The 20549-nt window shown below is 63.1% G+C and carries 25 protein-coding genes; 13 read left to right on the top strand and 12 right to left on the bottom strand.

Going from position 1 to position 20549, the window contains the following annotated elements; translation table 11 throughout:
- The first annotated feature begins 11 nt into the window (after positions 1 to 11).
- From flgC to DDT93_RS21965, 7 genes are read left to right on the top strand one after another with little or no spacing between them, the layout of a single operon-like run.
- Complete coding sequence (gene flgC / locus DDT93_RS21935; RefSeq protein ID WP_109468034.1) at positions 12 to 422, top strand: flagellar basal body rod protein FlgC; 411 nt, start codon at positions 12 to 14, stop codon at positions 420 to 422.
- 9 nt (positions 423 to 431) lie between these two features.
- Positions 432 to 761: a flagellar hook-basal body complex protein FliE gene (locus tag DDT93_RS21940; RefSeq protein WP_109468035.1), complete on the top strand. Its 330-nt coding sequence runs from the start codon at positions 432 to 434 to the stop codon at positions 759 to 761.
- Positions 762 to 775: 14 nt separating this feature from the next.
- On the top strand, positions 776 to 1045 hold the full coding sequence (locus DDT93_RS21945) for a flagellar biosynthetic protein FliQ (RefSeq protein ID WP_109468036.1): 270 nt from the start codon (positions 776 to 778) through the stop codon (positions 1043 to 1045).
- The gene (locus DDT93_RS21950) at positions 1042 to 1827 is read left to right on the top strand and encodes a lytic transglycosylase domain-containing protein (RefSeq protein ID WP_232825536.1); all 786 of its coding nucleotides are present in this window, start codon (positions 1042 to 1044) and stop codon (positions 1825 to 1827) included. The genes DDT93_RS21945 and DDT93_RS21950 overlap by 4 nt, the downstream gene beginning before the upstream one ends.
- A complete protein-coding gene (gene flhA / locus DDT93_RS21955; RefSeq protein WP_109468037.1) occupies positions 1827 to 3932 on the top strand; it encodes a flagellar biosynthesis protein FlhA in 2106 nt (701 codons plus the stop codon). The genes DDT93_RS21950 and flhA overlap by 1 nt, the downstream gene beginning before the upstream one ends.
- 1 nt (position 3933) lies before the next feature.
- The gene (locus DDT93_RS21960) at positions 3934 to 4692 is read left to right on the top strand and encodes a flagellar biosynthetic protein FliR (RefSeq protein WP_109468038.1); all 759 of its coding nucleotides are present in this window, start codon (positions 3934 to 3936) and stop codon (positions 4690 to 4692) included.
- 10 nt (positions 4693 to 4702) lie between these two features.
- Entirely contained in the window at positions 4703 to 5827 is a 1125-nt protein-coding gene (locus tag DDT93_RS21965) for an EscU/YscU/HrcU family type III secretion system export apparatus switch protein (protein WP_109468039.1), read from the top strand.
- Positions 5828 to 5901: 74 nt separating this feature from the next.
- Here DDT93_RS21965 and DDT93_RS21970 read toward each other — a convergent pair whose 3' ends face one another.
- From DDT93_RS21970 to DDT93_RS21985, 4 genes are read right to left on the bottom strand one after another with little or no spacing between them, the layout of a single operon-like run.
- Positions 5902 to 6534, bottom strand: coding sequence for a MotE family protein (locus DDT93_RS21970; protein WP_232825537.1), 633 nt, complete (start codon positions 6532 to 6534; stop codon positions 5902 to 5904).
- Positions 6531 to 6905 carry a flagellar motor switch protein gene (locus tag DDT93_RS21975; RefSeq protein WP_109468040.1) on the bottom strand — a complete coding sequence of 125 codons (375 nt, stop codon included), beginning with the start codon at positions 6903 to 6905 and terminating at the stop codon, positions 6531 to 6533. Before DDT93_RS21975 ends, DDT93_RS21970 begins: the two co-directional genes overlap by 4 nt.
- Positions 6889 to 7863, bottom strand: a complete 975-nt coding sequence (locus tag DDT93_RS21980) for a flagellar motor switch protein FliM (protein WP_109468041.1) — start codon at positions 7861 to 7863, stop codon at positions 6889 to 6891. Before DDT93_RS21980 ends, DDT93_RS21975 begins: the two co-directional genes overlap by 17 nt.
- Before the next feature lie 4 nt (positions 7864 to 7867).
- The gene (locus DDT93_RS21985; RefSeq protein WP_109468042.1) at positions 7868 to 8467 is read right to left on the bottom strand and encodes a flagellar basal body-associated FliL family protein; all 600 of its coding nucleotides are present in this window, start codon (positions 8465 to 8467) and stop codon (positions 7868 to 7870) included.
- A 203-nt stretch (positions 8468 to 8670) separates the two neighbouring features.
- On the opposite strand from DDT93_RS21985, the gene fliF reads away from it, so the two are divergent.
- From fliF to DDT93_RS22010, 5 genes are read left to right on the top strand one after another with little or no spacing between them, the layout of a single operon-like run.
- Positions 8671 to 10326 (top strand): flagellar basal-body MS-ring/collar protein FliF, encoded by a 1656-nt coding sequence (fliF, locus tag DDT93_RS21990; protein ID WP_232825538.1) that lies wholly within the window; start codon positions 8671 to 8673, stop codon positions 10324 to 10326.
- Positions 10327 to 10329: 3 nt separating this feature from the next.
- Positions 10330 to 11019, top strand: coding sequence for a FliH/SctL family protein (locus tag DDT93_RS21995; RefSeq protein ID WP_109468043.1), 690 nt, complete (start codon positions 10330 to 10332; stop codon positions 11017 to 11019).
- A 5-nt stretch (positions 11020 to 11024) separates the two neighbouring features.
- Positions 11025 to 11411 (top strand): flagellar motor switch protein FliN, encoded by a 387-nt coding sequence (fliN, locus tag DDT93_RS22000; RefSeq protein ID WP_109468044.1) that lies wholly within the window; start codon positions 11025 to 11027, stop codon positions 11409 to 11411.
- 5 nt (positions 11412 to 11416) lie between these two features.
- A complete protein-coding gene (gene fliP, locus DDT93_RS22005) occupies positions 11417 to 12250 on the top strand; it encodes a flagellar type III secretion system pore protein FliP (RefSeq protein ID WP_109468045.1) in 834 nt (277 codons plus the stop codon).
- 55 nt (positions 12251 to 12305) lie between these two features.
- Positions 12306 to 13358 (top strand): flagellar motor switch protein FliG, encoded by a 1053-nt coding sequence (locus DDT93_RS22010; protein ID WP_109468046.1) that lies wholly within the window; start codon positions 12306 to 12308, stop codon positions 13356 to 13358.
- 133 nt (positions 13359 to 13491) lie between these two features.
- On the opposite strand, the gene DDT93_RS22015 is transcribed toward DDT93_RS22010, so the two are convergent.
- From DDT93_RS22015 to DDT93_RS22045, 7 genes are all read right to left on the bottom strand, one after another.
- Positions 13492 to 14691 carry a DUF1217 domain-containing protein gene (locus tag DDT93_RS22015; RefSeq protein ID WP_109468047.1) on the bottom strand — a complete coding sequence of 400 codons (1200 nt, stop codon included), beginning with the start codon at positions 14689 to 14691 and terminating at the stop codon, positions 13492 to 13494.
- Positions 14688 to 15158, bottom strand: coding sequence for a flagellar biosynthesis repressor FlbT (locus DDT93_RS22020; RefSeq protein WP_109468048.1), 471 nt, complete (start codon positions 15156 to 15158; stop codon positions 14688 to 14690). Before DDT93_RS22020 ends, DDT93_RS22015 begins: the two co-directional genes overlap by 4 nt.
- Positions 15159 to 15161: 3 nt before the next feature.
- Entirely contained in the window at positions 15162 to 15560 is a 399-nt protein-coding gene (locus tag DDT93_RS22025; protein ID WP_109468049.1) for a flagellar biosynthesis regulator FlaF, read from the bottom strand.
- A gap of 166 nt (positions 15561 to 15726) precedes the next feature.
- Complete coding sequence (locus DDT93_RS22030) at positions 15727 to 16563, bottom strand: flagellin N-terminal helical domain-containing protein (RefSeq protein WP_109468050.1); 837 nt, start codon at positions 16561 to 16563, stop codon at positions 15727 to 15729.
- A gap of 103 nt (positions 16564 to 16666) precedes the next feature.
- A complete protein-coding gene (locus DDT93_RS22035) occupies positions 16667 to 17062 on the bottom strand; it encodes a hypothetical protein (protein ID WP_109468051.1) in 396 nt (131 codons plus the stop codon).
- On the bottom strand, positions 17059 to 17391 hold the full coding sequence (locus tag DDT93_RS22040; RefSeq protein WP_109468052.1) for a rod-binding protein: 333 nt from the start codon (positions 17389 to 17391) through the stop codon (positions 17059 to 17061). The genes DDT93_RS22035 and DDT93_RS22040 overlap by 4 nt, the downstream gene beginning before the upstream one ends.
- Before the next feature lie 16 nt (positions 17392 to 17407).
- Positions 17408 to 18517: a flagellar basal body P-ring protein FlgI gene (locus DDT93_RS22045; RefSeq protein WP_109468053.1), complete on the bottom strand. Its 1110-nt coding sequence runs from the start codon at positions 18515 to 18517 to the stop codon at positions 17408 to 17410.
- Between the two features lie 190 nt (positions 18518 to 18707).
- On the opposite strand from DDT93_RS22045, the gene DDT93_RS22050 reads away from it, so the two are divergent.
- Positions 18708 to 19457 carry a response regulator transcription factor gene (locus tag DDT93_RS22050; RefSeq protein WP_109468054.1) on the top strand — a complete coding sequence of 250 codons (750 nt, stop codon included), beginning with the start codon at positions 18708 to 18710 and terminating at the stop codon, positions 19455 to 19457.
- On the opposite strand, the gene DDT93_RS22055 is transcribed toward DDT93_RS22050, so the two are convergent.
- On the bottom strand, positions 19458 to 20537 hold the full coding sequence (locus tag DDT93_RS22055; RefSeq protein WP_109468055.1) for a flagellin: 1080 nt from the start codon (positions 20535 to 20537) through the stop codon (positions 19458 to 19460).
- Between the last annotated feature and the right edge of the window lie 12 nt (positions 20538 to 20549).

Here is a 20549-nt window from a genome sequence, read left to right on the forward strand (position 1 = left end):
GGAGAGCCGTCATGGATCCGCTCAAGTCCATCGCCCAGATCGCCGCCAGCGGGATGCACGCCCAGAGCACGCGCCTGCAGATCGTGGCCGAGAACGTCGCGAACGCGGATTCCACCGGCAACACGCCGGGCGCGGACCCTTACCGCCGCAAGACCATCACCTTCGAGGAGGTGCTGGACGAAGAGGCCGGGGTGACGATGGTCAAGGTCGGCGAGATCGGCAAGGACGACAAGCCCTTCACCTTGCGCCATGATCCCTCGCACCCCGCGGCGGACGAGAACGGCTTCGTCAAGGTCTCGAACGTCAGCCCGATCCTCGAGATGGCCAACATGCGCGAGGCATCGCGCAGCTACGAAGCCAACATGAACCTCTACGAAGCTGGGCGCAAAATGCGCAGCGAAATGATTGATCTACTGAAATAGGACTAACCGATGGCAGACTCCTCCACTGTCTTCTCGACCAGCGCGGTCAGCGGCGCATACCGCAGCTCGCAATCCATCCAGCCCGCGCCCGGCCTGGCAGAAGACGCGGCACAGGCGCCGGGCCAGACCTTTGCCGACATGATCCGCGACGCGGCAGGCGACGCGGTTCAGACTATGCGCGAATCCGACGTGATCGCGCAGTCGGGTATGGCGGGCGAAGCCAGCACGCAGCAGGTTGTCGAGGCGACGATTGCCCTGGAGTCCACGGTCAAGATCGCGGTCTCGATGCGCGATAAGCTGGTCGAGGCCTACCAGGAAGTCATGCGTATGTCGATCTGAGCCGGGGAGGGCGCGTGAGCGAAGGAGACACATACTCGATCCTGACCCAGATGTTTCTGGCCGTGCTCTATTCCGCCGGCCCGATCATGGCTCTGGCGTTGGGGATCGGTCTGCTGGTCGCCTTTTTCCAGGCGCTGACCCAGATTCAGGAAATGACCCTGACCTTCGTGCCCAAGATCGTCGCGATCTTCCTGGGCCTTCTGGTGGTGACCCCGTTGATCTACGCCAACCTGCACGGCCTCTCTGACCGGATTTTCGACATGATCGTGAGTGGCGGGCTATGAAGCACACCCTGCGCGCCGTCATCGCCTCGGTCCTCGTCCTCATGGCGGCCCCCGCTCTGGCGACATGGCAGGGGTTCTACACCCCGAGCGAGCGCCCCTCGGACGGTGGTTTCGAAGTTCCGGAAGCCTCGGTTTGCGTCCGCGAGATCTTCAAGGCACAGCTGCGTCACGGCATTCCCGACAACCTGCTGCTCGGCATCGGCCTGCAGGAGTCCGGCCTCAACCACGAGGGAGAGCTGACCGTCTGGCCGTGGTCGGTGAACGCCGCGGGCGAGGGGCGGGTATTTGCCAGCCGCGAATCCGCGATGTCCTGGGTCGAGAAGAAACAGCGCGAGGGCGTGAACTCGATCGACGTGGGCTGCATGCAGGTCAACCTGCGCTGGCACAAGGACGCCTTCGCGACGCTGGAAGAAGGCTTCGATCCTGCGGCCAACGTGGACTATGCCGCGCGCCTCCTGCGTGACCTCTACAGCCAGAGCGGCGACTGGGTGACGGCGGCGGGCTCCTATCATTCCTTCACGCCCCAGTACCGCGACATCTACATTGCCTCGCTCAAGCAGAACGTGGTGGCGGCTAACGCCCGCATCGACGACTTCCGGGCACTCGCCGGTTCCGCGCGGATGCGCGACGACCTGCCCCGCGAGAAGCCCGAGGCGCAGGGTGGCATCTTCTGGTCGTCCGGCCTGAGCCAGTTGAAACAGGGCGAAAGCGGCGTCCGCAGCATCTACTCCGATCAGGCGCTGCAACCGGTACTGCCGGTATTCTTGGTAGGAGCGGATTGATGGCGGTAACCGATCAGGACCAGCAGGCGGCCGGCTTCGGCCGCTTCATGTCTCAGGGCTTTGCCAATCGGGACGTCGGGTTCGCCATCGGCGTGACCCTCGTTCTCGCGGTGCTCTTCGTGCCGCTTCCGGCGGCCATTCTCGACTTCGGCCTCGCCGTGTCGCTCTCGGTCTCGGTACTCGTCCTCATGGTGGCGCTCTGGATTCCGAAACCGCTCGAATTCAACTCCTTCCCCACGCTGCTGCTGGTCGTGACGCTCCTGCGGCTCTCGCTGAACGTGGCATCGACCCGACTGATCCTGTCCGAGGGCCACACCGGCCCCAGTGCTGCGGGCGGCGTGATCGAGGGCTTCTCGCGCTTCATCGTGGCGGGCAACTTCGTCATCGGGATCGTGATCTTCGCCATCCTCGTCGTCATCAACTTCGTGGTGATCACCAAGGGTTCGACCCGGATCGCCGAAGTCGCCGCCCGCTTCTCGCTAGACGCAATGCCGGGCAAGCAGATGGCCATCGACGCCGACCTCGGTTCGGGCCTGATCGACGAGACCGAAGCACGCCGCCGCCGCAAGGAACTGGAGGCCGAAAGCGGCTTCTTCGGTGCCATGGACGGTGCCTCGAAGTTCGTGCGCGGCGACGCCGTCGCCGGGATCATCATCACCCTTGTCAACGTGATCGGGGGCATCCTTGTCGGCGTGCTGCAGCACGGGCTCAGCCTCGGGCAGGCTGCCGACAGCTACACGACCCTCACCATCGGCGACGGTCTCGTCAGCCAGATCCCCGCGCTGATCGTCTCGATGGCAGCCGGCCTGATCGTGACCAAGGGTGGAACCGAAGGCGCCGCGAACGAGGCGGTTCTGGGGCAGCTGTCCAAGTTCCCCAAGGCCTTGTTCATGGCCGCGGCGTTGCTCTTCGCAATGGGCCTGCTGCCCGGCTTTCCCATGGTCATCTTCACGCTCATGTCGGCCGGGATGGTCGGGCTCGGCCTGCTGATCCTGCGCCGGACCGAACAGGCGCGGGTTGACGCGGCGCAGGCCGAAGCGGCCGAGAAAAAGGCTAGCGCGTCGAGCCCCGAGGACGACATGCGCACCGCCATGCGGCTGGACGATCTCAAGCTTTCGCTCGGCTCGGCGCTCGTTCCGCTGACCGCCGACAAGGAAGCCGCGCTGCCGGGCAAGATCCGCTCCCTGCGGGGCCTCTTCGCGCGGGACTACGGTTTTGTCCTGCCGTCGGTTCGGATCAAGGACGATCCGAACATCACCTCCAAGGCCTACACGATCTCCGTACAGGGCGTCGAAGTCGCCAAGGGCGAGGTGCGCCCCGGCCTGCTGATGGTGATCAGCCCCAGCGACACACCGCTCCAGATGCCGGGCGAAAAGGTCAAGGACCCGACCTTCGGTCTGGACGCGATGTGGGTCGAGCGCAGCTTTGGCGCCGAGGCCGAGCGGCAGGGCTATACCGTGGTCGACCCGGAGAGCGTGATCACCACGCACATGACCGAGGTGATCAAGGATCACATGCCCGCGCTGCTGAACTACTCGGCGGTGCAGGATCTGGTCGGCGGGCTCGAGCGTGAATACCAGAAGCTGGTCTCGGACCTGCAGGGCAAGACGCCGATGATCACCGTCCAGCATGTCCTGCAGGCGCTGCTGGCCGAGCGGGTCTCGATCCGCAACCTGCCCCTGATCGTCGAGTCCATCGCCGAGATCGGCCACGGCACCACCAACACGGTGACCCTGACCGAACATGTCCGCAAACGGCTTGCCAACCAGATCTGCAAGGCGCTCACCGATCAGACCGGCTTCGTGCCCGTCATCACGCTGAACGCGGCCTGGGAGAAGGAATTCATCGAGGCGGTCCGGATCAACGGGGACGAGCGCAACTTCCTGATGTCGCCCCAGCGCGTGCAGGAATTCGTGCTGGCCGCGAGGAAGCAGATCCAGCAGTTCGCGGCCAAGGACGAATGGCCCGCGCTGATGGTCGCCCCCGAGGTCCGGCATTTCGTGCGCTCGATGCTCGAACGGGTCAGCCCCATGACCTCGGTGATTTCCCACAACGAGGTTCATCGCAAGGCGCACCTTCGGACCGTCGCGACCATCGGGTCCTGACATGATCGACCTCACCGCCCTGCTGACCTCGCAAGTCCTGGGTTTCGCCCTGGTCTTTGCAAGGATCGGGGCGGCGATGGTCTTCATGCCCGGTTTCGGCGAGGCGCTGATCCCCGCGCGTCACCGCCTTGTCGCGGCCTTCGTGATCTCCCTTGGCTTGTTCCCGGCAACACCGGTGCAGGCGATCCAGATCGGTTCGCCGCTCGAGCTGCTGCCGATGCTCGGGATCGAGGTCACGCTGGGCACGTGGATCGGGCTGTGCGGCCGCATCATGCTGAGCGCCCTGCAGTTCGCCGGTTTCCAGGTCGGCATGGTATCGGGCCTGTCGAACGCGCTCGCGCCCAACATCGGCTCCTTCGAGGGCTCCACGCTGATCGCCACCGCCCTGATGATGGCAGGCGTTACCCTGATCTTCGTCACCGACCTGCATCACGGAATCATCCGGGCGCTGCTGATGAGCTACGACATCATGACCCCGGGCGCGTTCATGCCCGGCGACCTGTCCGAGCAGATCGTGCGCGCCGCCAGCCGCAGCTTCTACATCGGAACCATGATCGCGGCGCCCTTCTACGTGATGGGGCTGGTGCTGAACGTGGGCATGGGCCTCAGCAACCGGGTGATGCCCTCGCTGCCGGTGTTCTTCGTCGCCGGACCGCTGCTGATGGCGGCGGGTATCTTCGTTCTCGTCCTCTCCTCGCCCTACATGCTAAAGACCTGGCTGGACCACTTTGCCAACTGGGTCGGCCAGCTGACTTTCTGAGGGGCCGGGGATGGCGGAAGATACCGAGGACAAGCACTCAAAGACCGAAGACCCGACCCCGCGAAAGCTGAAGAAAGCGCGGGAACAGGGCGACGTCCCTTCGTCCAAGGAAGCCGGCACCGCAATGACCTTTCTGGTCATGCTGGCCCTGACCCTCCTGCTGCTTCCCACGGTCATTCCGCCGCTTGTCGGGGTCCTGTCCCGCGTGATCCAGGCGTCAGGGACCGCGACCATCGGCGAGGAAATGGCAGGTCTCCGCGACATAGCCCTCGTGGCCGGACCGCTCATGGGGGGCATCGGCACCGTCATGGCGCCGGTTCTGGGCGCCCTCATCGTCAGCGCCCTTGTCGCCGTCGCGATCCAGGGCGACACCGTGGTCGCGGCGGAACGCATCCGTCCGAAGCTGTCCAAGCTCGACCCGCTCCAGGGTCTCAAGCGCATGTTCTCGCTCGATTCCCTCGTCGAGTTCGCCAAGAGCGTCTTGAAGGTTCTCGTGGTCGGCAGTGTGGCGGTCTGGATTTCCTACCACGCGGTCGCCGGAATCTGGCAGAGCGAGTCCTTCCTGCCGGAATTCATCGTCGGCTACCTCCAGCACTACGTCGCCCTGCTGCTGGGTATCGCAGCCGTCTTCGCCACGGCGGTGGCCCTCGCCGACATCATCTACAAGCGCATGCGCTGGATGGCGAAACAGCGGATGACGATCAAGGAAGTCCGCGACGAACTGAAGGAGAGCGAGGGCAACCCCCTGATCAAGGGCAAACGGATGGAGATCCGCCGCCGCCGCGCCCGCCAGCGCCTGCGGCAGGCCGTGCCAGAGGCAACGGTGGTTCTCACCAACCCGACCCACTATGCCGTGGTGCTGCGGTATGAGCCGGGCGAGGACATGGCGCCGATCTGTACCGCCAAGGGTGCCGACCTGATGGCGGCCCAGATCCGTAAGCTTGCCCATGACTCCGAGGTGCCGGTCGTCGAGAACCGCCCGCTGGCGCGCGCGCTGTTCGATGTGGCCGAGATCGACAAGGCGATCCCGACCGAACACTGGCAAGCCGTCGCCGAAATCATCCGCTACATCCTCGACCTGCGCGACAACATCAGCCGTGACGCGCCCGCCGGATCCAGCCTGCGCGACGACTGATCGCCGGGCGGTCCGGCCCAAACGAAAACAGCGCCCCGTAGGGCGCTGCTTCGGATCACGAGGCCAATCGTGGATCAGAGTTTCAGGTTGTCGAGCCTCTGGTCGCCCGGCAGTTTCGAGCGCTCGAGGATGATGCGAGAGATCGCGCGGGCCCGGGTCGGGTTCAGCTTGGCGAGGATCGGCGCCGCGTCCCGTTCCGGCATCGTCCCCAGCACCATGACGGAAACCTCGATGTCGAGATCGTCCATGATCGCCGCGGCTTCCTTCGGTTTCATCGCCGAATAAAGCGCGACCAGCCGGTCGACGTCGTCGGTCTGCGCCTTCTTGACCTTCGCGAGGAGGTCTTCCAGCTCACCCTTCAGGTCCGAAAGCTGCGTCTGGTCCATCTGCAGCTTCTCTTCGGCCAGCTCGATCTCGGCCTGCCGCTCGGAAAGCCGGGTCTTCTGCTGGTCAAGCAGCTCCCGTTCCTCCCGCATCGCGTCCAGCATCGCCTCCGGCGTCTGTTCGCATTGCTGCGGGGCAGGGGCCTCGGCTGCCGGAGCTGCGGGGGCCGCAGGCGCGGCGTTCCCGGCAGCGCTGGCTGCCGAAACAAAGAGCGAATCCGGGTCGACCGGGGCCTCGGGCGAAAGCAGCGAAGTCGCCGTCTTGGCCGCGCCGGCAAGGACCAGCGCACCCAGCATCAGCGTGATGGGACGGGGCCGGATCATGCCTCACGGCTCCGCACGGTGTCGAAGAAGCTGCGCACCAGGTCCGCCTTGCCGCTGACCGAGGCAACCCCGGCGGGGCGTGCAGAAGGGTGACGCGAGCTCCGGAAGGCCGGTGCCGGGTCTTCGCGCAGCATGCTGGAGCGATGGAACTCCGGCTTGCGCTGGCCCATCGTCTCGAGCGAGTCGGCGACCGATTTCATGGCGCTGACCGAGTCTTCCGACTTGTCCACCGCGGCAGAGAAGGCGCCGACGACCGGCTCCAGGTCACGCAGCAGGGCGACGAGGCGGCGGACGCGTCGATCGACCAGCCATGCATAGGCAAGTACACCGGCAAGAAGGGCGAGAATCGAGAAATCAATCAAAAGCGACATCTTGGGGGTCTTCCTTTTCGCTGTAATCGCGTGTGATCCGCAGGGCCACCGCACCGTTGCGGCGCCGGCCCACGGCGGCAGTGAACATCTTGAGGTCGGTACAGGTGACCGTCACTTCGTGGTCGGTTTCGATACCGAGGTCGATGACCTGTCCGGGCTGCCATGCCAGCACCTCGGTCAGCGACAGCTTGGGTTCCGTCAGCAGCGCGTCGATGGTGACGCTGGTGCCCTGCAGCGTGTTCGTCAGCAGTTCGCGCCACGAGCTGTCCCCGCCAAGCTGGCCGCCGCGGAAGGGTTGGGCAAGGACGGGGCGTACTTCTTCGAAGGCGGAATGCGGGATCAGGAAGGTGATGTCGCCGCTGCGATCTTCCAGCGAGATGTTCATGGTGATCCGGGCGCAGGGCGAGGTCGGCGGCGCAAGCACCAGCGCCTGCGGGCTGCCCTCGATCCGCTCGATCTCGAAGCTGACCTCGCAGAGCTGGGCAAAGGCATCGACGAGCGAGTTCAGCACGGTCTGGCAAAGCCGCTGACCCAGGCGCTTCTCGATGGCGGAGTAGGCGCGCGGATTCCATGTCGACTGGGTCGCGCCGCGCCCGCCCAGCATGATCTCCAGCGTCGCGAACAAAAGGTTGGGGTCCAGCACCACGCCGATGGAGCTTTCCCACGGCAGCACCTTCGACACCATGGCCAGACCGCTCGGCGGCAGGCTGTCCTGGGCCTCGCCGCAGGACATGTACTCGAAGGCGCCAAGCGTGGCTTCCGCCGTCGCACCCGAGCAATAACTCTTCATCACCGGGCCGAGGTCCAGCGCAAAGCGATCGAACATGACCTCCATCAGCGGCAGCCGCTGGTGATTGCTGCGTGCGCTGCGGATGATCTGCTCTTCGATCCGGTCCGACAGCGGGCTCTCGGCGATGTCGTCCACGGCAGGAGAAAGGGATGTGTCGGTTTCGGTCATGGCGTCACTGTACGATGAGGTCTGAGACCAGCATTTCCTGCGGCGCGTCGCTCTCCGTGATGGTACGGGCGCGGCGCAGCAACTCCTGTTTCACGGTGATCAGTCCCAGCGAGCCCTGCAGGTCGCGCTCGCTCAGCTGGCGCAGGTAGTCCTGGAAACTGTCGCGCAGGAACAGGCGGCGCTCTTCCACGCGTTCGGCTCCCTCGGCACGTTCGTCGTAGACCAGCGCGATGTTCAGTTTCATGAACCGGCTGGTGGTGCGGCCTGTCGCGGTGGTCGAGTTGATGTTGACGATGATTTCCTTGAACGGCGTCACGGCCATCTCGTTGGGGTCGGTCGCAGGCGCCGCACCGTGCCCGCCGCCATGATCGCCCCCTTCGGCCGAGTCCGAGTCCGCCTCGTCATGGCCCGCGCCATCCAGGCTGACCTGTTCTGTCTGGCCCGCTCCGAGTCCGAAGGCCGCAAGGGCGCCGTCGACTCCCAGTGACATCACCAGGCCGCCAGCCACGCCACCCACGCACAGCAACGCGAGAACGCCGCCCAGGGCAATCTTGATGCCGAGGGACATGCCGCGTTTTTCGTCGTTGTCTGGCTCCTGTGCCATCCGGACTCCGTTCACATGATTAAGTTATGAATAATATCGCAACCGGAGCTTGAATTAGCAAGTATAAATTTGCGTTCTTTGCTTGATTTCCAAGAATAGTTTGGGTTAACTAAACATGAAATCTATTGGCGGTACGCGAACTGGGGCCGGGCACATTGAAGTCTTTGCTGAATAATCTGAAATCCTTGGGGCAGGCCCGCTTGATGATGCTCGGCGGAACCGGCTTTGCCCTGCTCCTTGCGCTATTCTTTGGGATGCGGCTGGTCATGGCGCCGGATTTCGTTCAGCTTTACGGGGGGTTGTCCCCTTCGGCCGCCAGCAGCGTCGTGGATACGCTCGAGCAGTCGGGCTTCAACGTCAAGCTCAGCGACAACGGCGCGACAGTCAGCGTCCCTCGCGAATCGCTGCCCCGGGCCCGCATGGCATTGGCCGATGCGGGGCTTCCCTCCGACGGCACCCCCGGCTGGGAGCTCTTCGACGAATCGAGCGGGCTGGGCATGAACTCCTTCCTGCAGCGGGTGAACCGCCTGCGTGCTCTCGAGGGCGAGCTGTCGCGCTCGATCCAGACCATCGACGGCGTCGCGGCGGCCCGCGTGCACCTGGTCCTGCCCGAGCGTGAGGCCTTCTCGCGTCAGCGCCCCGAGCCGAGCGCCTCGGTCATCGTGCGCGGAACCGCCAGCCACCAGATCAGCCGGCGCCAGGGCAATGCCATCCGCGCCCTCGTCGCAGCGGCGGTGCCCGACCTCTCGGCGAATCGTGTGACCGTGCTCTCGGCCAGCGGGGAAACCATCCTCTCCGAGGAGGGCGACGGGGCAGGCGAGACCACCCTGCAGTCCGTGCGCGCCGGTATGGAAGAACGCATGGCGCAAAGCATCGCCGCGATCCTTCAGGCCCGCGTCGGCGCGGGCAACGCGCGGGTGCAGGTCAACGTCAATCTCGACTCCGAGCGCAAGGTGGTCCGGCAGGAGAGCTACGATCCGTCTCAGCGTGTCGTCCGCTCGACCGAAACGCAGGAAGAGTCCCGCGACGACCGCGATCTCGCCTCTGGTGAAGTCGGTGTGAACCAGAACATTCCGGCCGAACTGGCGAACGACGGCGGCGACCTGGCGGGCGAGCGCAAGTCGAGCGAACGGACCCGCGAGATCGTGAACTACGAGATCGGCAAGACCGAGAGCGAAACCGTCCGCGAGCCGGGCGAGGTGCAGCGCATCTCGGTGGCCGTCCTCGTCAACGGCATCTACAACGTCGCCGACAACGGCACCGTCTCCTACGAAGAGCGCAGCCCGGAAGAGCTGGCCCGCCTCGAAGAATTGGTGAAATCCGCCGTCGGCTTCGACGAGGCGCGCGGCGACAGCGTCTCGGTCGACAGCCTCCGCTTCATGGACTACTCGATGGACGTGGGCGACCCGGTCGGGCAGAGCTTCTCGCAGCTCGTTGCCGACAACTTCACCTCCATCCTTCGCGGCATCATGGCGCTTGCCGTGATCGGCACGGTCGTCGGCTTCGGCGTGCGACCCCTGATGCGCCAGGTGCAGTCGCTCGGGCCCGAACCGCAACTTGCAGGGGCAGGCGGCCCGGCCGGGCTCCTCGGCTCCGGTGCGCTCGAGGCAGGGCAGGCGGCCCAGCTGGCCGACATGTCCCAACCTCAGGCGATCCAGCAGGCCGCGCCGCAGGTGCTCCAGCCGCAGCGCACGACGCAGGTGCTGCCGGTGGCACGCCCGTCGCACGAACTGGTTCACCTCTCCTCGGTGCAGGGCGGGGTCGAACGTGGCTGGATCGACACCGTGACCGCGACTCTGGAAAGCCATCCGGAAGAGTCGCTGCGGGTCATCAAGTCCTGGCTGGCTGAGGACCTGTAAGAAATGGGCGTGGTATTCGACCGCGATTTCGACACCGAGATCGAACAGGAGCGGGCAGAGCGGCGCCGCCTCGAGCGCGCCTGCTACACGCCCGAAGACCTCGAGGCCGCGATGGTCCGCGCCCGGCAGGAAGGCTTCGATGCCGGCCGCCGCGTTGGCAAGGCCGAGGCCGAAGCCACCGCGGCCGAAAGCGATCAGCGCCGCCAGTCCGAGGCGGTGGAGGCGGTTGCGACGCATGTCGACGACCTGATGCGCGGCATGGACCGTCACGTGGCAACGCTGGAGCGGCAGGTCCTGACCTTCGTTCTCGCGGTCTTCGAAAAGATCTTTCCCGAGGTCATGTCGGGCCGGGGTGCCGCCCGCGCCGAAGCCGAGGCGCAATCGGCGCTGGAACTCGCACTCGGAACGTCGAGCCTGCAGATCTTCCTCCCCCCCGAAGAGCGCGAGGGCATGGGTCAGCGGCTCGAACAGGCCGCCCGCGAGCTTGGCCACGAAGGCCGCGTCGAGGTTCTTGGCGATCCCTCCCTCAAGCCCGGAGATGCCCGGATCGAGTGGGACAACGGCTTCATGCAGTACAGCTTCGACCTGATCTGCAACCGCATCCTGACCGCGCTGCGCGCAGCATCGCTTCTGCCCGAAGCACATGACGACGACCCTGCCGAGACCCAGGCGCAGATTTCCCACGAGGAGTGAGCAGCATGACTGACGAACCCGAAGACAACAAAACCAACGGCGCGGGCACTTCCGACAACGAGGCTTACGGCGACATGACCGAAGTAATTGATCCCGAGGCTGCTTCGCAGTCCGAGGGAGGTGAACACCGCTCGGAAGGGCGCAACATCGACGCGATGCTGAACGTCGGCCTGCAGGTGCAGATCATCCTCGGCCGCAGCCGGATGCCGATCTCGCAGCTGCTCAAGCTGTCGCGTGGCTCGATCATCGAACTGGACAAGAAGATCGGTGAACCGGTCGAGGTAATGATCAACGACCGGCTCGTGGCCAAGGGCGATCTCGTCAAGATCGCGGGCGACCGGCTCGGCGTATCGCTGACCGAGATCGTCAAAGACTACATGCCCGGCGAGTGACCTGAATGCTCCGGACCGGCCCTGCGATGCGCTCTTGCCTGACAGTCATGCTGCTGTCGGCCCTTGTGCTGTGGGCCGCGCCTGCCGGGGCGCAGGAAGGGGGCGCAAGCCTGCTCTCGACCATCACCGGCGCGCTCAGCAACGCTCCGGCGGGGTCCGACGAACGCGCATCGCTCTCGGGGCGCATCATCCAGCTGATCGCGGTGATGACCGTCCTCTCGATCGCGCCGGGCCTGCTGGTGGTGATGACCAGCTTTACCCGTTTCGTGATCGTCTTCTCGATCCTGCGCACCGCCCTCGGCCTGAACCAGACCCCGCCGAACATGGTGCTGTCCTCGATGGCACTGTTCATGACCTTCTTCGTCATGCAGCCCGTTCTCGAGGACGCGTGGGAGGGTGGCATCCAGCCGCTGCTGAACAACTCGATTACCGAGGAGCAGGCGGTCGAGCGGATCGGCGAACCGTTCAAGCGGTTCATGTTCGTCAATACCCGCGAAAAGGACATCAGCCTTTTCAATGACATCGCGGCACGGAGCGATCAGGCGGCCCCGCCGACAGCGGCGCCCGAGTCCGCCGAGGATGTCAGCTGGCGCGTGCTGGTCCCGGCCTTCGTGATCTCGGAGCTGCGCCGCGCCTTCTCGATCGGCTTCCTGCTCTACCTGCCGTTCATCGCCATCGACCTGATCATCGCCTCGATCCTGATGAGCGCGGGCATGATGATGCTGCCGCCGGTCATGGTCTCGCTGCCGTTCAAGGTCATCTTCTTCGTGCTGATCGACGGCTGGTACATGCTCGCCGGCAGCCTGATGGAAAGCTACGTGCCCACGGGGCTAAACTGACAGATTTCGACAGGCCGGCGTCGGACCGGGCCGGAACAACAAGGAGGGAAGGGACATGGCGGTAGCAAGTCTGAAGCGGAATACCGATATGACGGAAGCCCCGCGCCGCAAGCGCCTGAAGGGGCCCGAAAAGGCGGCAATTCTCTTCCTCTGCCTCGGCGAGAGCCGCGGGTCCGAACTGATGCAGAAGCTCGACGAGGTGGAGATCCAGAAGATCACCCGCGCCATGTCTCGCCTCGGGGTCATCGACTCTCCTCAGGTCGAGAAGGTGATGGCCGAATTCGTCGAGAGCGCGGCCAACGGCGGCGCCATCGTCGGCTCCTTCTCGGTGGCCGAGCGTCTGCTGCGGAACTTCCTGCCCGAGGACCAGGTCAATTCGATCCTCAAGGATATCTCTGGCCCGCTCAAGGAACGCGATCTCTGGGACCGCTTCAGCGGCATCAACGAGAACGTCATCGCCAGCTACCTCAAGGGCGAACACGTGCAGACCGCCGCCGCGATCCTTTCGAACGTCAAACCGGATGTCGCCGCCCGCGTTCTTCCCCTGCTGGAACCGGAAAAGATGCAGGACGTGATCGAGCGCATGATCAAGATGGAGACGGTGCCCGGCGACCTGATGCACGAGATCGAGGAAACGCTGAAATCCGACCTGCTCGGTTCGGCGCTCGAGGCGTCGGATGCGGACAACCAGCAGCACATGGCCGAGCTGCTGAACAAGTTCGACCGCGACCTGTTCGAACAGATTTCGCCGGTGCTGGAAGAGCGGGTGCCCGACGCGTTCAACGCGATCAAGCAGAAGATGTTCACCTTCGACGATCTGGTCAAACTTGATGGCATGTCGCTGGCACGCGTCATGCGGGGTGTGCCGGGCAACACGCTTCCGCTCGCCCTGCGCGGGGCCAGCAAGGAAGTCCGCGATTACTTCCTCGAAGTGCTTCCCGGCCGTTCGCGCGACATGCTGGTGGACGAGATGGCCAACATGGGCCCCGTCCGTGGCAAGCAGGTCCGCGAGGCCCAGTCGGTCATGGTCGACTACGCCAAGGAGCTGGCCGAGGAAGAAGTCATCGCGCTGCCGTCGGATGACGAGGATGACGATTTCATCGATTGATCCGGAGTGCGGTTACTTTTCGTTAACCATCTGGAACAACATGATAAATTCGAATATGTGATTGTTTCGCGCGCGAAACATTTTTCCGGCAAGGCATTGATTTCGCGAGGGCGCAGGCTCTCGCGAAATTGCGTTAGCGGTAGACCTTGAAGGCGGAGAGATCGATCTCGGCCACGTCGATGATCGCCGAGAGCAGGCTGGTCGACGACGATGTGCCGGACAGCAGCTGCACGGCGGCGTTGTTCGAGGTCGCCGTTCCGTCCACCGCGTCGCGGATCACCACGTACTTCGTCACCAGCTTCTCGACATACTCCGGGTCCTGAAAATCCTCGAAGTTCAGTTTCTCGGCGATGATCTTTGCCTGCTTGTCGATGTCGAGCTGGGCAAATTCGTCGGGCAGGCTCAGGACGGTGCGGATGAACTCCGCCATGTCCTCGTCCTTGAGGATGTCATAGGCCGAGTCGATGTCGGCGGCTTTGTTCCGGAATTCGATCGCGGTGGCGAGAGTTTCGTTGTCCTCGGCCACAGTGTTGATGATCTGGTAGTCGACGTACTGCTCGGGCAGGTCGTCTTCGAGACTGTTGATCCGCGACTGGAGGGTGGCGAAGCCGCTCGTGCCGTTGCCGAGCAGCTGGTACATCGTCTGCAGTCGCTCGTCCTCGGTCGTGCTGATCGCCGATTCCTCGTCGCTCGCGTCGCTGGTCAGGAAATCGTAGAGATCCGAGGTGGAGAACTCACCCTCTTCCAGTGAGAAGGCGCTGCTGATGAAGGCGACGGCGAACTCGTCAGCAAGCAGATCTTCCAGCGAGTCCGCGTTGGCCCAGGATGCTTTGAAGGCCGTGATCGTCTCGGTGTATTCCGAAGAATTGTAGAGATAGTCGAGCGTGTCCTCGTCCAGCTCGTTGACATCGAAGCCGATGTACTGGGTCAGGAACTGGTTGATGACGTTTTTTTCAGTGGTTGCCTTGGCGGTGTAAAGGTTTCCGACACCATCGGTGCCAAAGCCCAAGGCATTGTAAAGAGACGTAAATCTCTCATCGTTCATCTTGTTGACGAGCGAACTGGAGTCATCCGCGTCACTCTTGAGGATCTTCTCGATCATCGCCTTGCCGTAGATGTAGTCCTCGAGATCGAAGGACTTCATGACAAAGCTGTAGACCTCGTAGTCGTCCAGCAGATCGTCCACGCTGGTGATGCTGGCGATCCGTTCCTCGAATGAACTGATGGCGCGGCTGTGCTGGGCCGTGTTCTCGATCACCGTCCGTTCGGACTGTTCAAGCGCATCGTAGATCTTGAGCGCCGTCAGGGAGGACATGCCGGAAATAGGGATCATGCTTCAGCTCTTTGAAAATCGGACGGCTCGCTGTCCTCGTCGGTGCCGGCCTGGTCGGAGTCTTCGTCGTCAACCGGCGCGATGTGCTTCAGCAGGACCTGTTCGTACTTCATGACCGGACGCAGCTCTCGCAGCGCCTTGTAGTAATCGCCCTTGCTGACGTAATTCGCCGCCTCGAAGACATGCTGGACATGCGGCGGTCCAAAGACCGTGGCGAGCCCTGCCATGTTTTTCTGGATTGCGGGGACCAGTTTTTCGCGCAGGTCGGCGCGGGTGAGGGCGGTCTGGACGAGGTAGTAGACCTTGGACACCACAGTTACGGCGGCCTTGGAGTCCAGCAGATCCTTGCCGCGGATCACGTCTGCCATCTCTTCGATGACGATGGTGTGGCGTCGGCCCGAGTTTCTCATCACGCAGCCGTTTACGACAAAGCGTTCGTAAGGTTTGAGCGTGAGTTTGAGAGCCATGGGTCAGACGCTTTCCCGGAAGACCTGTCCGCTGAGTGCTACGATGATGTTGTTGTTGACCGTGGTCAGGGCCCGAACACCGGCGCGGCCGCCGAGGATGCCCGAGGAAGTTTTCTCCACCCAGTTCGCCAGCGAGATCAGCGAGGCGCGAAGGTCGGCCGGCAGCTGGTTCTCGGGGAGGGTGAGGTCGTATTTCATGGCGGACCAGATTTTTTGATTTTCCGCGATAGCCTCGCGCAGACCGGAGGACAGGACCGTCAGTCTCACGAAAGAGCTTTCTGCGCTGTCATATTCTTCTGCGAACTGTTCCATCCGTCCGGTTATCGTTGTCAGGAGGCGCCTTTCGATTTGGCGTGGAGATTCTACCTCACGAAGCGTACGGCGATACGCGGTGATGCTCATAGTCAGCCCTTCCATACCGCAACATATTGTGCGGTTTATGTTTTTTGGCGCTCTCCGTTATTCGGAAAGTCGTTCCTGCCTCATTGTGAAAGGGCCCGAATGGTGGGCCCTCCCAAATTTTGTAGTGCTGAGCGGAGCATAAGCCCCGCCCAGGCCCCTGTCACTATTACTGGAACAGGCTGAGGATGTTTTGCGGGTTCGAGTTCGCAATAGACAGCGACTGGGTCGCCAGCTGTTGCTGAACCTGCAGCGACTGCAGTCGAGCCGCTTCCTCTTCCATGTCCGCGTCGACCATCGAACCAACACCCGAATCCAGGTTGTCGGTCAGAGTGCCGAGGAACTCTTTCTGGGTTTCGATTGCGGTTTCCGCGATACCCAGAGCCGTTGCCGAAGCGATGGCTGCGTTCAGTGCGGATTCTGCGGTCTGCAGAGCGACTTCCATCAGCGCGGTGGTCGAAGCGGCGGTCAGGTCGATCGACGCCAGGGTCGACATGATCGCACCCAGATCCTGTTCGTTGAACGTGATCGTGGTGGTCGAGATCGAACCGGTCGAGCTGCGGCTGATACCGGTCACGACGGTGACGGTACCCGAACCATCCACCAGGCTGTCGCCGTTGAAGCTGGACTGCGAGATGGTGGTGCTGATCGAAGCGATCAGCGAGTCGAGTTCTGCCTGAACGTCAGCGCGGGTTTCCGCGGTGCCGCCCTGAGCAAATGCAACGCGCTCGGCGAACTCAGTTGCCAGATCCTGAACGGTTTCTGCGCCCAGACGAGCGGTCGAAACGGAGTTCATCTGAAGCGTCAGAGCTTCGTCGATCGCCTTGTACATGGACGAGTCGCTGCTCATGGTCTCGGAGATCGAGTAATAAGCCGCGTTGTCCTTGCCCGAGGAGATCTTGAGACCCGAGCTGATACGGCTCTGGGTTTCGTCGAGTTGCTTGTTGATGTTGTTCAGGGTCTGCAGGGCGTTCATTGCAGACGTGTTCGTGAGAATAGAGGACATTTTCTGCTCCTACTTAAGTGTTCACGTAATCGTCTTTCTGACGAAAACGGGACTGGCCCGTGAAAGGGCAGATTGGAGCGGAAGGTTAAAGCCGGGTTAAAAACTAGATCGACTGATCGACCTGTTGCGGGCCGGCCACATCTCCTTTTCGGAGAGTGCCAGTCGATTCATACAACCCGCCGAGACCATGCCGTTCCCGGATGTTCGCCACTTCACGCGCGGCGCGGGCGGTGGCCTGGGTCATACGGTCGAGCAAACTGTGGTCTTTCTTCAGGAGAACGTGCAGTTCCTGGATTTGTTCCCGGAGCTTTCCCGCTTCCGTGCCGCCCTCGGCCAGCTTGTCCTCGACAAGGTCGTTGACCTCTTCGAGTTCCTCCAGCAGCGCGGCTTTCTCGGGATAGAGCTCGCGAACTTTTTCCAGCTTGCCGGCGGCGATGGCCGAAACTTCGTCATGCAGGAGACGCGTCAGACGTTCGATGATCTGGTTGGGGGCGCTCATTCCTTGGACTCCAAAAGGGCAGCTTGCGATTGGCGATAGGCTGCGATGGTGTTCTCGATGCTCTGGGCGATGCCGATGGTGCCTTGGCCGGCGATCTGGTCGGCATAGGCCCGCGCGAGGAAGCTGCGCCAGGTTTCTTCGGCATGGCCGCCGCCGAAATCCCCGATGTCGACACTGTTGAGCATGTCCTCGACGGTTTCGGTGAGGAAGACGGCTTCGAATTCGCGCGCCGCACTCTTGGCCGCGTCGGGGGCGATGGCGCCCGGCTGTGCGACCATCTTGGCGTTGACCTGGTGAACCACCATTGCCGTCTTGCCGCTGATATCCATGTCGCTGTCTCCGCGATCAGATGATTTCGAGGTCGGCGTGCAGGGCGCCGGCCGCCTTGATCGCCTGAAGGATCGAGATTGTCTGGGTGGCGCTCACGCCGATCGCGTTCAGACCATCCACCAGACGTTGCAGGCTGACGTCCCCCTCGAGGATCGAGAACTGGACTTCCTGCTGGTTCACCTCGACGGAGGTCTCGGGAACCACAACCGTGGTGCCGCCAATCGAGATCGGTTCCGGCTGACTGACTTGCATGTCTTCGCGAACAATGACCGTCAGGCCACCCTGACTGACCGCGACTTCATCAATGCGAACGTGAGACCCGATGACGATTGTTCCGGATCGGGCGTCGATCACCACCTTGGCGGCGGTATCGGGCTGAAGCTCGACATTCTCGACCACGGCCATCAACTGGGGCACGTTCTGCTTGTTGGTAAGGTTGATCTCGACGGTGCTCGGGTCCAGCGGCACCGCGCGGTTGCCTCCGAGCTCTTCGTTGATTGCGTCTGCCATGCGGACCGCGGTGGTGAAGTCCGGGTTGCGCAGGGCGATGCGGATCGAATTCATGTCGTTCAGATCAAAGTCGATCTCGTTTTCGACGGTGGCCCCGTTCTCGATGCGGGCGACCGTCGGCACGCCCTCGACGATGGAGGCGTTGATGCCCTGGGCGGCGAAACCGGCGACCGCGATGGGGCCCTGGGCCACGGCATAGACCTCGCCATCGGCGCCGGTCATGGGGGTTACGACGAGTGTGCCGCCGCGCAGAGAGGTCGCATCGCCGAGTGACGAAATGACCACGTCGATGGTCGAGCCGCGCCGGGCGAAGGGCGGCAGCATCGCGGTGACCATCACGGCAGCGGTGTTCTTGGTCTTGATGGTGTCTTCGGACAGGTTGCCGACCCCGAGGCGCTCGAGCATCCCCTCGATGCTCTTCTCGGTGAAGGGACTGTTGCGCAACGTATCACCGGTGCCGTTGAGGCCGACGACGAGGCCATAGCCGACCAGCTGGTTTTCCCGCACGCCCTCGAAATGGGCGATGTCCTTGACCCGCACGTCTGCGCGCACGCCGGTCGAAACGGCTGCGGCGAAGACGACAACGGTCAGAATGGACTTAAGGAAATGTCGCATGGGCAGGCCTGAGCGCTTTCTCGAGATCATAAACTCTTTCATGATTTAAACGATGAAAGAAGAAGGAAATCAAGCATAGACTTCTACATATTCAAATATAGCCATGATTAGTGTTGACTGCTATTCGAGTTTGTTCTTATGGTAACCATGATCCGCGCAGAACGGCGCGGCGACAGACGCAGGGGGTTCAATGCACGTCTACCTCTACTCAGCCAAGGGACGGCGGCAATCGCTTCTGGACGAGCTGAATTCCGTCCGCATGACGCCGGTGGAGATCGGTCCGCAGTTCTTTCGCGGTGACCTGCGGTTGCTGAACCGTGCCGGTGGCGACAGTCACGCCTTCCTGCTGTCGGCGGGGCCGGACCTGATCGGACAGATCCTCAAGCTGCGCCGTGCGGGCTGCGAGCATCCGATCCTGGTGCTGCGTGAAGCCGCGAATGCCGAGGATTCCGCCCATGCGTTGGACGCGGGTGCGGATGACGACGTGGTGATGCCGGTGAATGCGGTCGAGCTTCGGGCTCGTATCAATGCCGTTCTGCGCCGTGCGCACGGGCATTCGGCCGACAGCGTGACGCTGGGCGAGGTGACGGCCTATTTCGACGGGCGCGATCCCGAGGTGAGCGGTCAGCGGGTCAAGCTGTCACGCCGCGAGCATGCGATCTTCCAGCAGCTGGTGCTGAACGCGCGCAAGGTCATCTCGAAGGCGGCAATCTACGATGCGGTCTATGGCATGGCCGAGGACCAGCCGTTCGACAAGGTTATCGACGTCTACATCTGCAAGATCCGCAAGAAGATCGGGCAGGCCGCGGTCTCGGGGCATGATTACATCGAGACTGTGCATGGGCGCGGCTACAAGCTCGATCTGGACGATGACGCCGCGGTGACGGGCGCCATGTCCAGCAGCGTGGGGCTCGATCTGCCGCGCATGGCGGCGAACTGATCAGAGGTAGTTGAGCAGCGACAGGCTCGAGAGCCGGGACGTGACGGTGTAGCTCGTCTCCAGTTGAGTCTGGAGCTGCGTCAGACGCGTTGCCGCCTCGTACTCGTCCACCCCTTCGAGATCGTCGAGCTGGGTCGTGTAGATCGTGATCAGGTCCTCTTGCGAGGTGATCGTGCTCTCGACCCGCGCCTGCTGGGTGCCCAGCTTGGTTTCCGCGGCGAGCATGGCGTTGATGCCGTTGGACAGCGCATTGGCGGCCTCGGTCACGTAGGCCGAATAGGCTTCGCTGTCTTCGATCGTGGAGACGTCGATGCTGGCGAGCATCGCGAGCCCGCGGTAGATCTCGGTAAAGGCGGCATCGTTGGCCTGAACGCCGTAGCTGATCGTCTCTCCATCGTCGATCCGTGCCTGGACCCGGGTCGTCGGGTTGCCGGAACCGTCAAGCGCCTCTGCGCCGCCGTAGAAGGTCGACTCGTACTGCAGATTGGGGTCCGCGTTGGAGCTGTCGAAGACGGAGACGATCTGCGTGATCATCGAGCTTGCGTCGGCGGCGGAGGTCGGGCCGGTGCCAACGATGCCGGCGATCACGTCGGAGGGGGAGAGGCCGGTTTCGCTGCTGGTCTGGTTCCAGTAGTTCAGCGCGGTCTCGCCGTCCTCGATGCCGGTGAACAGCGACCCATCCTGATAGCTGGAGTTGGCAAGGCCGATGAACTGTTCGAGCGCGGCGAGGGCACTTGCCTGAAGCTCGGACGCGCTGGTCGTCTTGCTCTCGGTGTTGCTGACGACGACCGAGAGAAGGTCTTCGGTGATGCTGCGCATCTCTTTCATCGTGGTCGCCATCACGTCCATCTTGGCTGCGACCACGGTGTTCGAGTCCACGTAGGACTCGGTCCGGCTGATCTGGTTGCGCAGCATCAGCGAGTTGGAGGCCCGGGTGCCGAGGTCGGCGTAGATGTTGGCGCGTGTGCCGGTCGTCACTTCCTGCTCGGCCTTGGCCAGCGCCTGCGTCAGCGTGGCGGTGGAGCGGCGACGGGTCAGTGAGGACTGGAGTGTTGCTACGTTGGCGATCAGGTTGGTCATCGGCCGGATATT

Source organism: Albibacillus kandeliae (assembly GCF_003116585.1).
Classification (GTDB): Bacteria; Pseudomonadota; Alphaproteobacteria; order Rhodobacterales; family Rhodobacteraceae; genus Albibacillus; species Albibacillus kandeliae.

Excerpts from the sequence above, each read along its gene's own strand:
- flgC (WP_109468034.1), top strand. The coding sequence starts at position 12 with ATGGATCCGCTCAAGTCCATCGCCCAGATCGCCGCCAGCGGGATGCAC.
- DDT93_RS21940 (WP_109468035.1), top strand. The coding sequence starts at position 432 with ATGGCAGACTCCTCCACTGTCTTCTCGACCAGCGCGGTCAGCGGCGCA.
- DDT93_RS21950 (WP_232825536.1), top strand. The coding sequence starts at position 1,042 with ATGAAGCACACCCTGCGCGCCGTCATCGCCTCGGTCCTCGTCCTCATG.
- flhA (WP_109468037.1), top strand. The coding sequence starts at position 1,827 with ATGGCGGTAACCGATCAGGACCAGCAGGCGGCCGGCTTCGGCCGCTTC.
- DDT93_RS21960 (WP_109468038.1), top strand. The coding sequence starts at position 3,934 with ATGATCGACCTCACCGCCCTGCTGACCTCGCAAGTCCTGGGTTTCGCC.
- DDT93_RS21965 (WP_109468039.1), top strand. The coding sequence starts at position 4,703 with ATGGCGGAAGATACCGAGGACAAGCACTCAAAGACCGAAGACCCGACC.
- DDT93_RS21970 (WP_232825537.1), bottom strand. The coding sequence starts at position 6,534 with ATGATCCGGCCCCGTCCCATCACGCTGATGCTGGGTGCGCTGGTCCTT.
- DDT93_RS21975 (WP_109468040.1), bottom strand. The coding sequence starts at position 6,905 with ATGTCGCTTTTGATTGATTTCTCGATTCTCGCCCTTCTTGCCGGTGTA.
- DDT93_RS21980 (WP_109468041.1), bottom strand. The coding sequence starts at position 7,863 with ATGACCGAAACCGACACATCCCTTTCTCCTGCCGTGGACGACATCGCC.
- DDT93_RS21985 (WP_109468042.1), bottom strand. The coding sequence starts at position 8,467 with ATGGCACAGGAGCCAGACAACGACGAAAAACGCGGCATGTCCCTCGGC.
- fliF (WP_232825538.1), top strand. The coding sequence starts at position 8,671 with ATGATGCTCGGCGGAACCGGCTTTGCCCTGCTCCTTGCGCTATTCTTT.
- DDT93_RS21995 (WP_109468043.1), top strand. The coding sequence starts at position 10,330 with ATGGGCGTGGTATTCGACCGCGATTTCGACACCGAGATCGAACAGGAG.
- fliN (WP_109468044.1), top strand. The coding sequence starts at position 11,025 with ATGACTGACGAACCCGAAGACAACAAAACCAACGGCGCGGGCACTTCC.
- fliP (WP_109468045.1), top strand. The coding sequence starts at position 11,417 with ATGCTCCGGACCGGCCCTGCGATGCGCTCTTGCCTGACAGTCATGCTG.
- DDT93_RS22010 (WP_109468046.1), top strand. The coding sequence starts at position 12,306 with ATGGCGGTAGCAAGTCTGAAGCGGAATACCGATATGACGGAAGCCCCG.
- DDT93_RS22015 (WP_109468047.1), bottom strand. The coding sequence starts at position 14,691 with ATGATCCCTATTTCCGGCATGTCCTCCCTGACGGCGCTCAAGATCTAC.
- DDT93_RS22020 (WP_109468048.1), bottom strand. The coding sequence starts at position 15,158 with ATGGCTCTCAAACTCACGCTCAAACCTTACGAACGCTTTGTCGTAAAC.
- DDT93_RS22025 (WP_109468049.1), bottom strand. The coding sequence starts at position 15,560 with ATGAGCATCACCGCGTATCGCCGTACGCTTCGTGAGGTAGAATCTCCA.
- DDT93_RS22030 (WP_109468050.1), bottom strand. The coding sequence starts at position 16,563 with ATGTCCTCTATTCTCACGAACACGTCTGCAATGAACGCCCTGCAGACC.
- DDT93_RS22035 (WP_109468051.1), bottom strand. The coding sequence starts at position 17,062 with ATGAGCGCCCCCAACCAGATCATCGAACGTCTGACGCGTCTCCTGCAT.
- DDT93_RS22040 (WP_109468052.1), bottom strand. The coding sequence starts at position 17,391 with ATGGATATCAGCGGCAAGACGGCAATGGTGGTTCACCAGGTCAACGCC.
- DDT93_RS22045 (WP_109468053.1), bottom strand. The coding sequence starts at position 18,517 with ATGCGACATTTCCTTAAGTCCATTCTGACCGTTGTCGTCTTCGCCGCA.
- DDT93_RS22050 (WP_109468054.1), top strand. The coding sequence starts at position 18,708 with ATGCACGTCTACCTCTACTCAGCCAAGGGACGGCGGCAATCGCTTCTG.
- DDT93_RS22055 (WP_109468055.1), bottom strand. The coding sequence starts at position 20,537 with ATGACCAACCTGATCGCCAACGTAGCAACACTCCAGTCCTCACTGACC.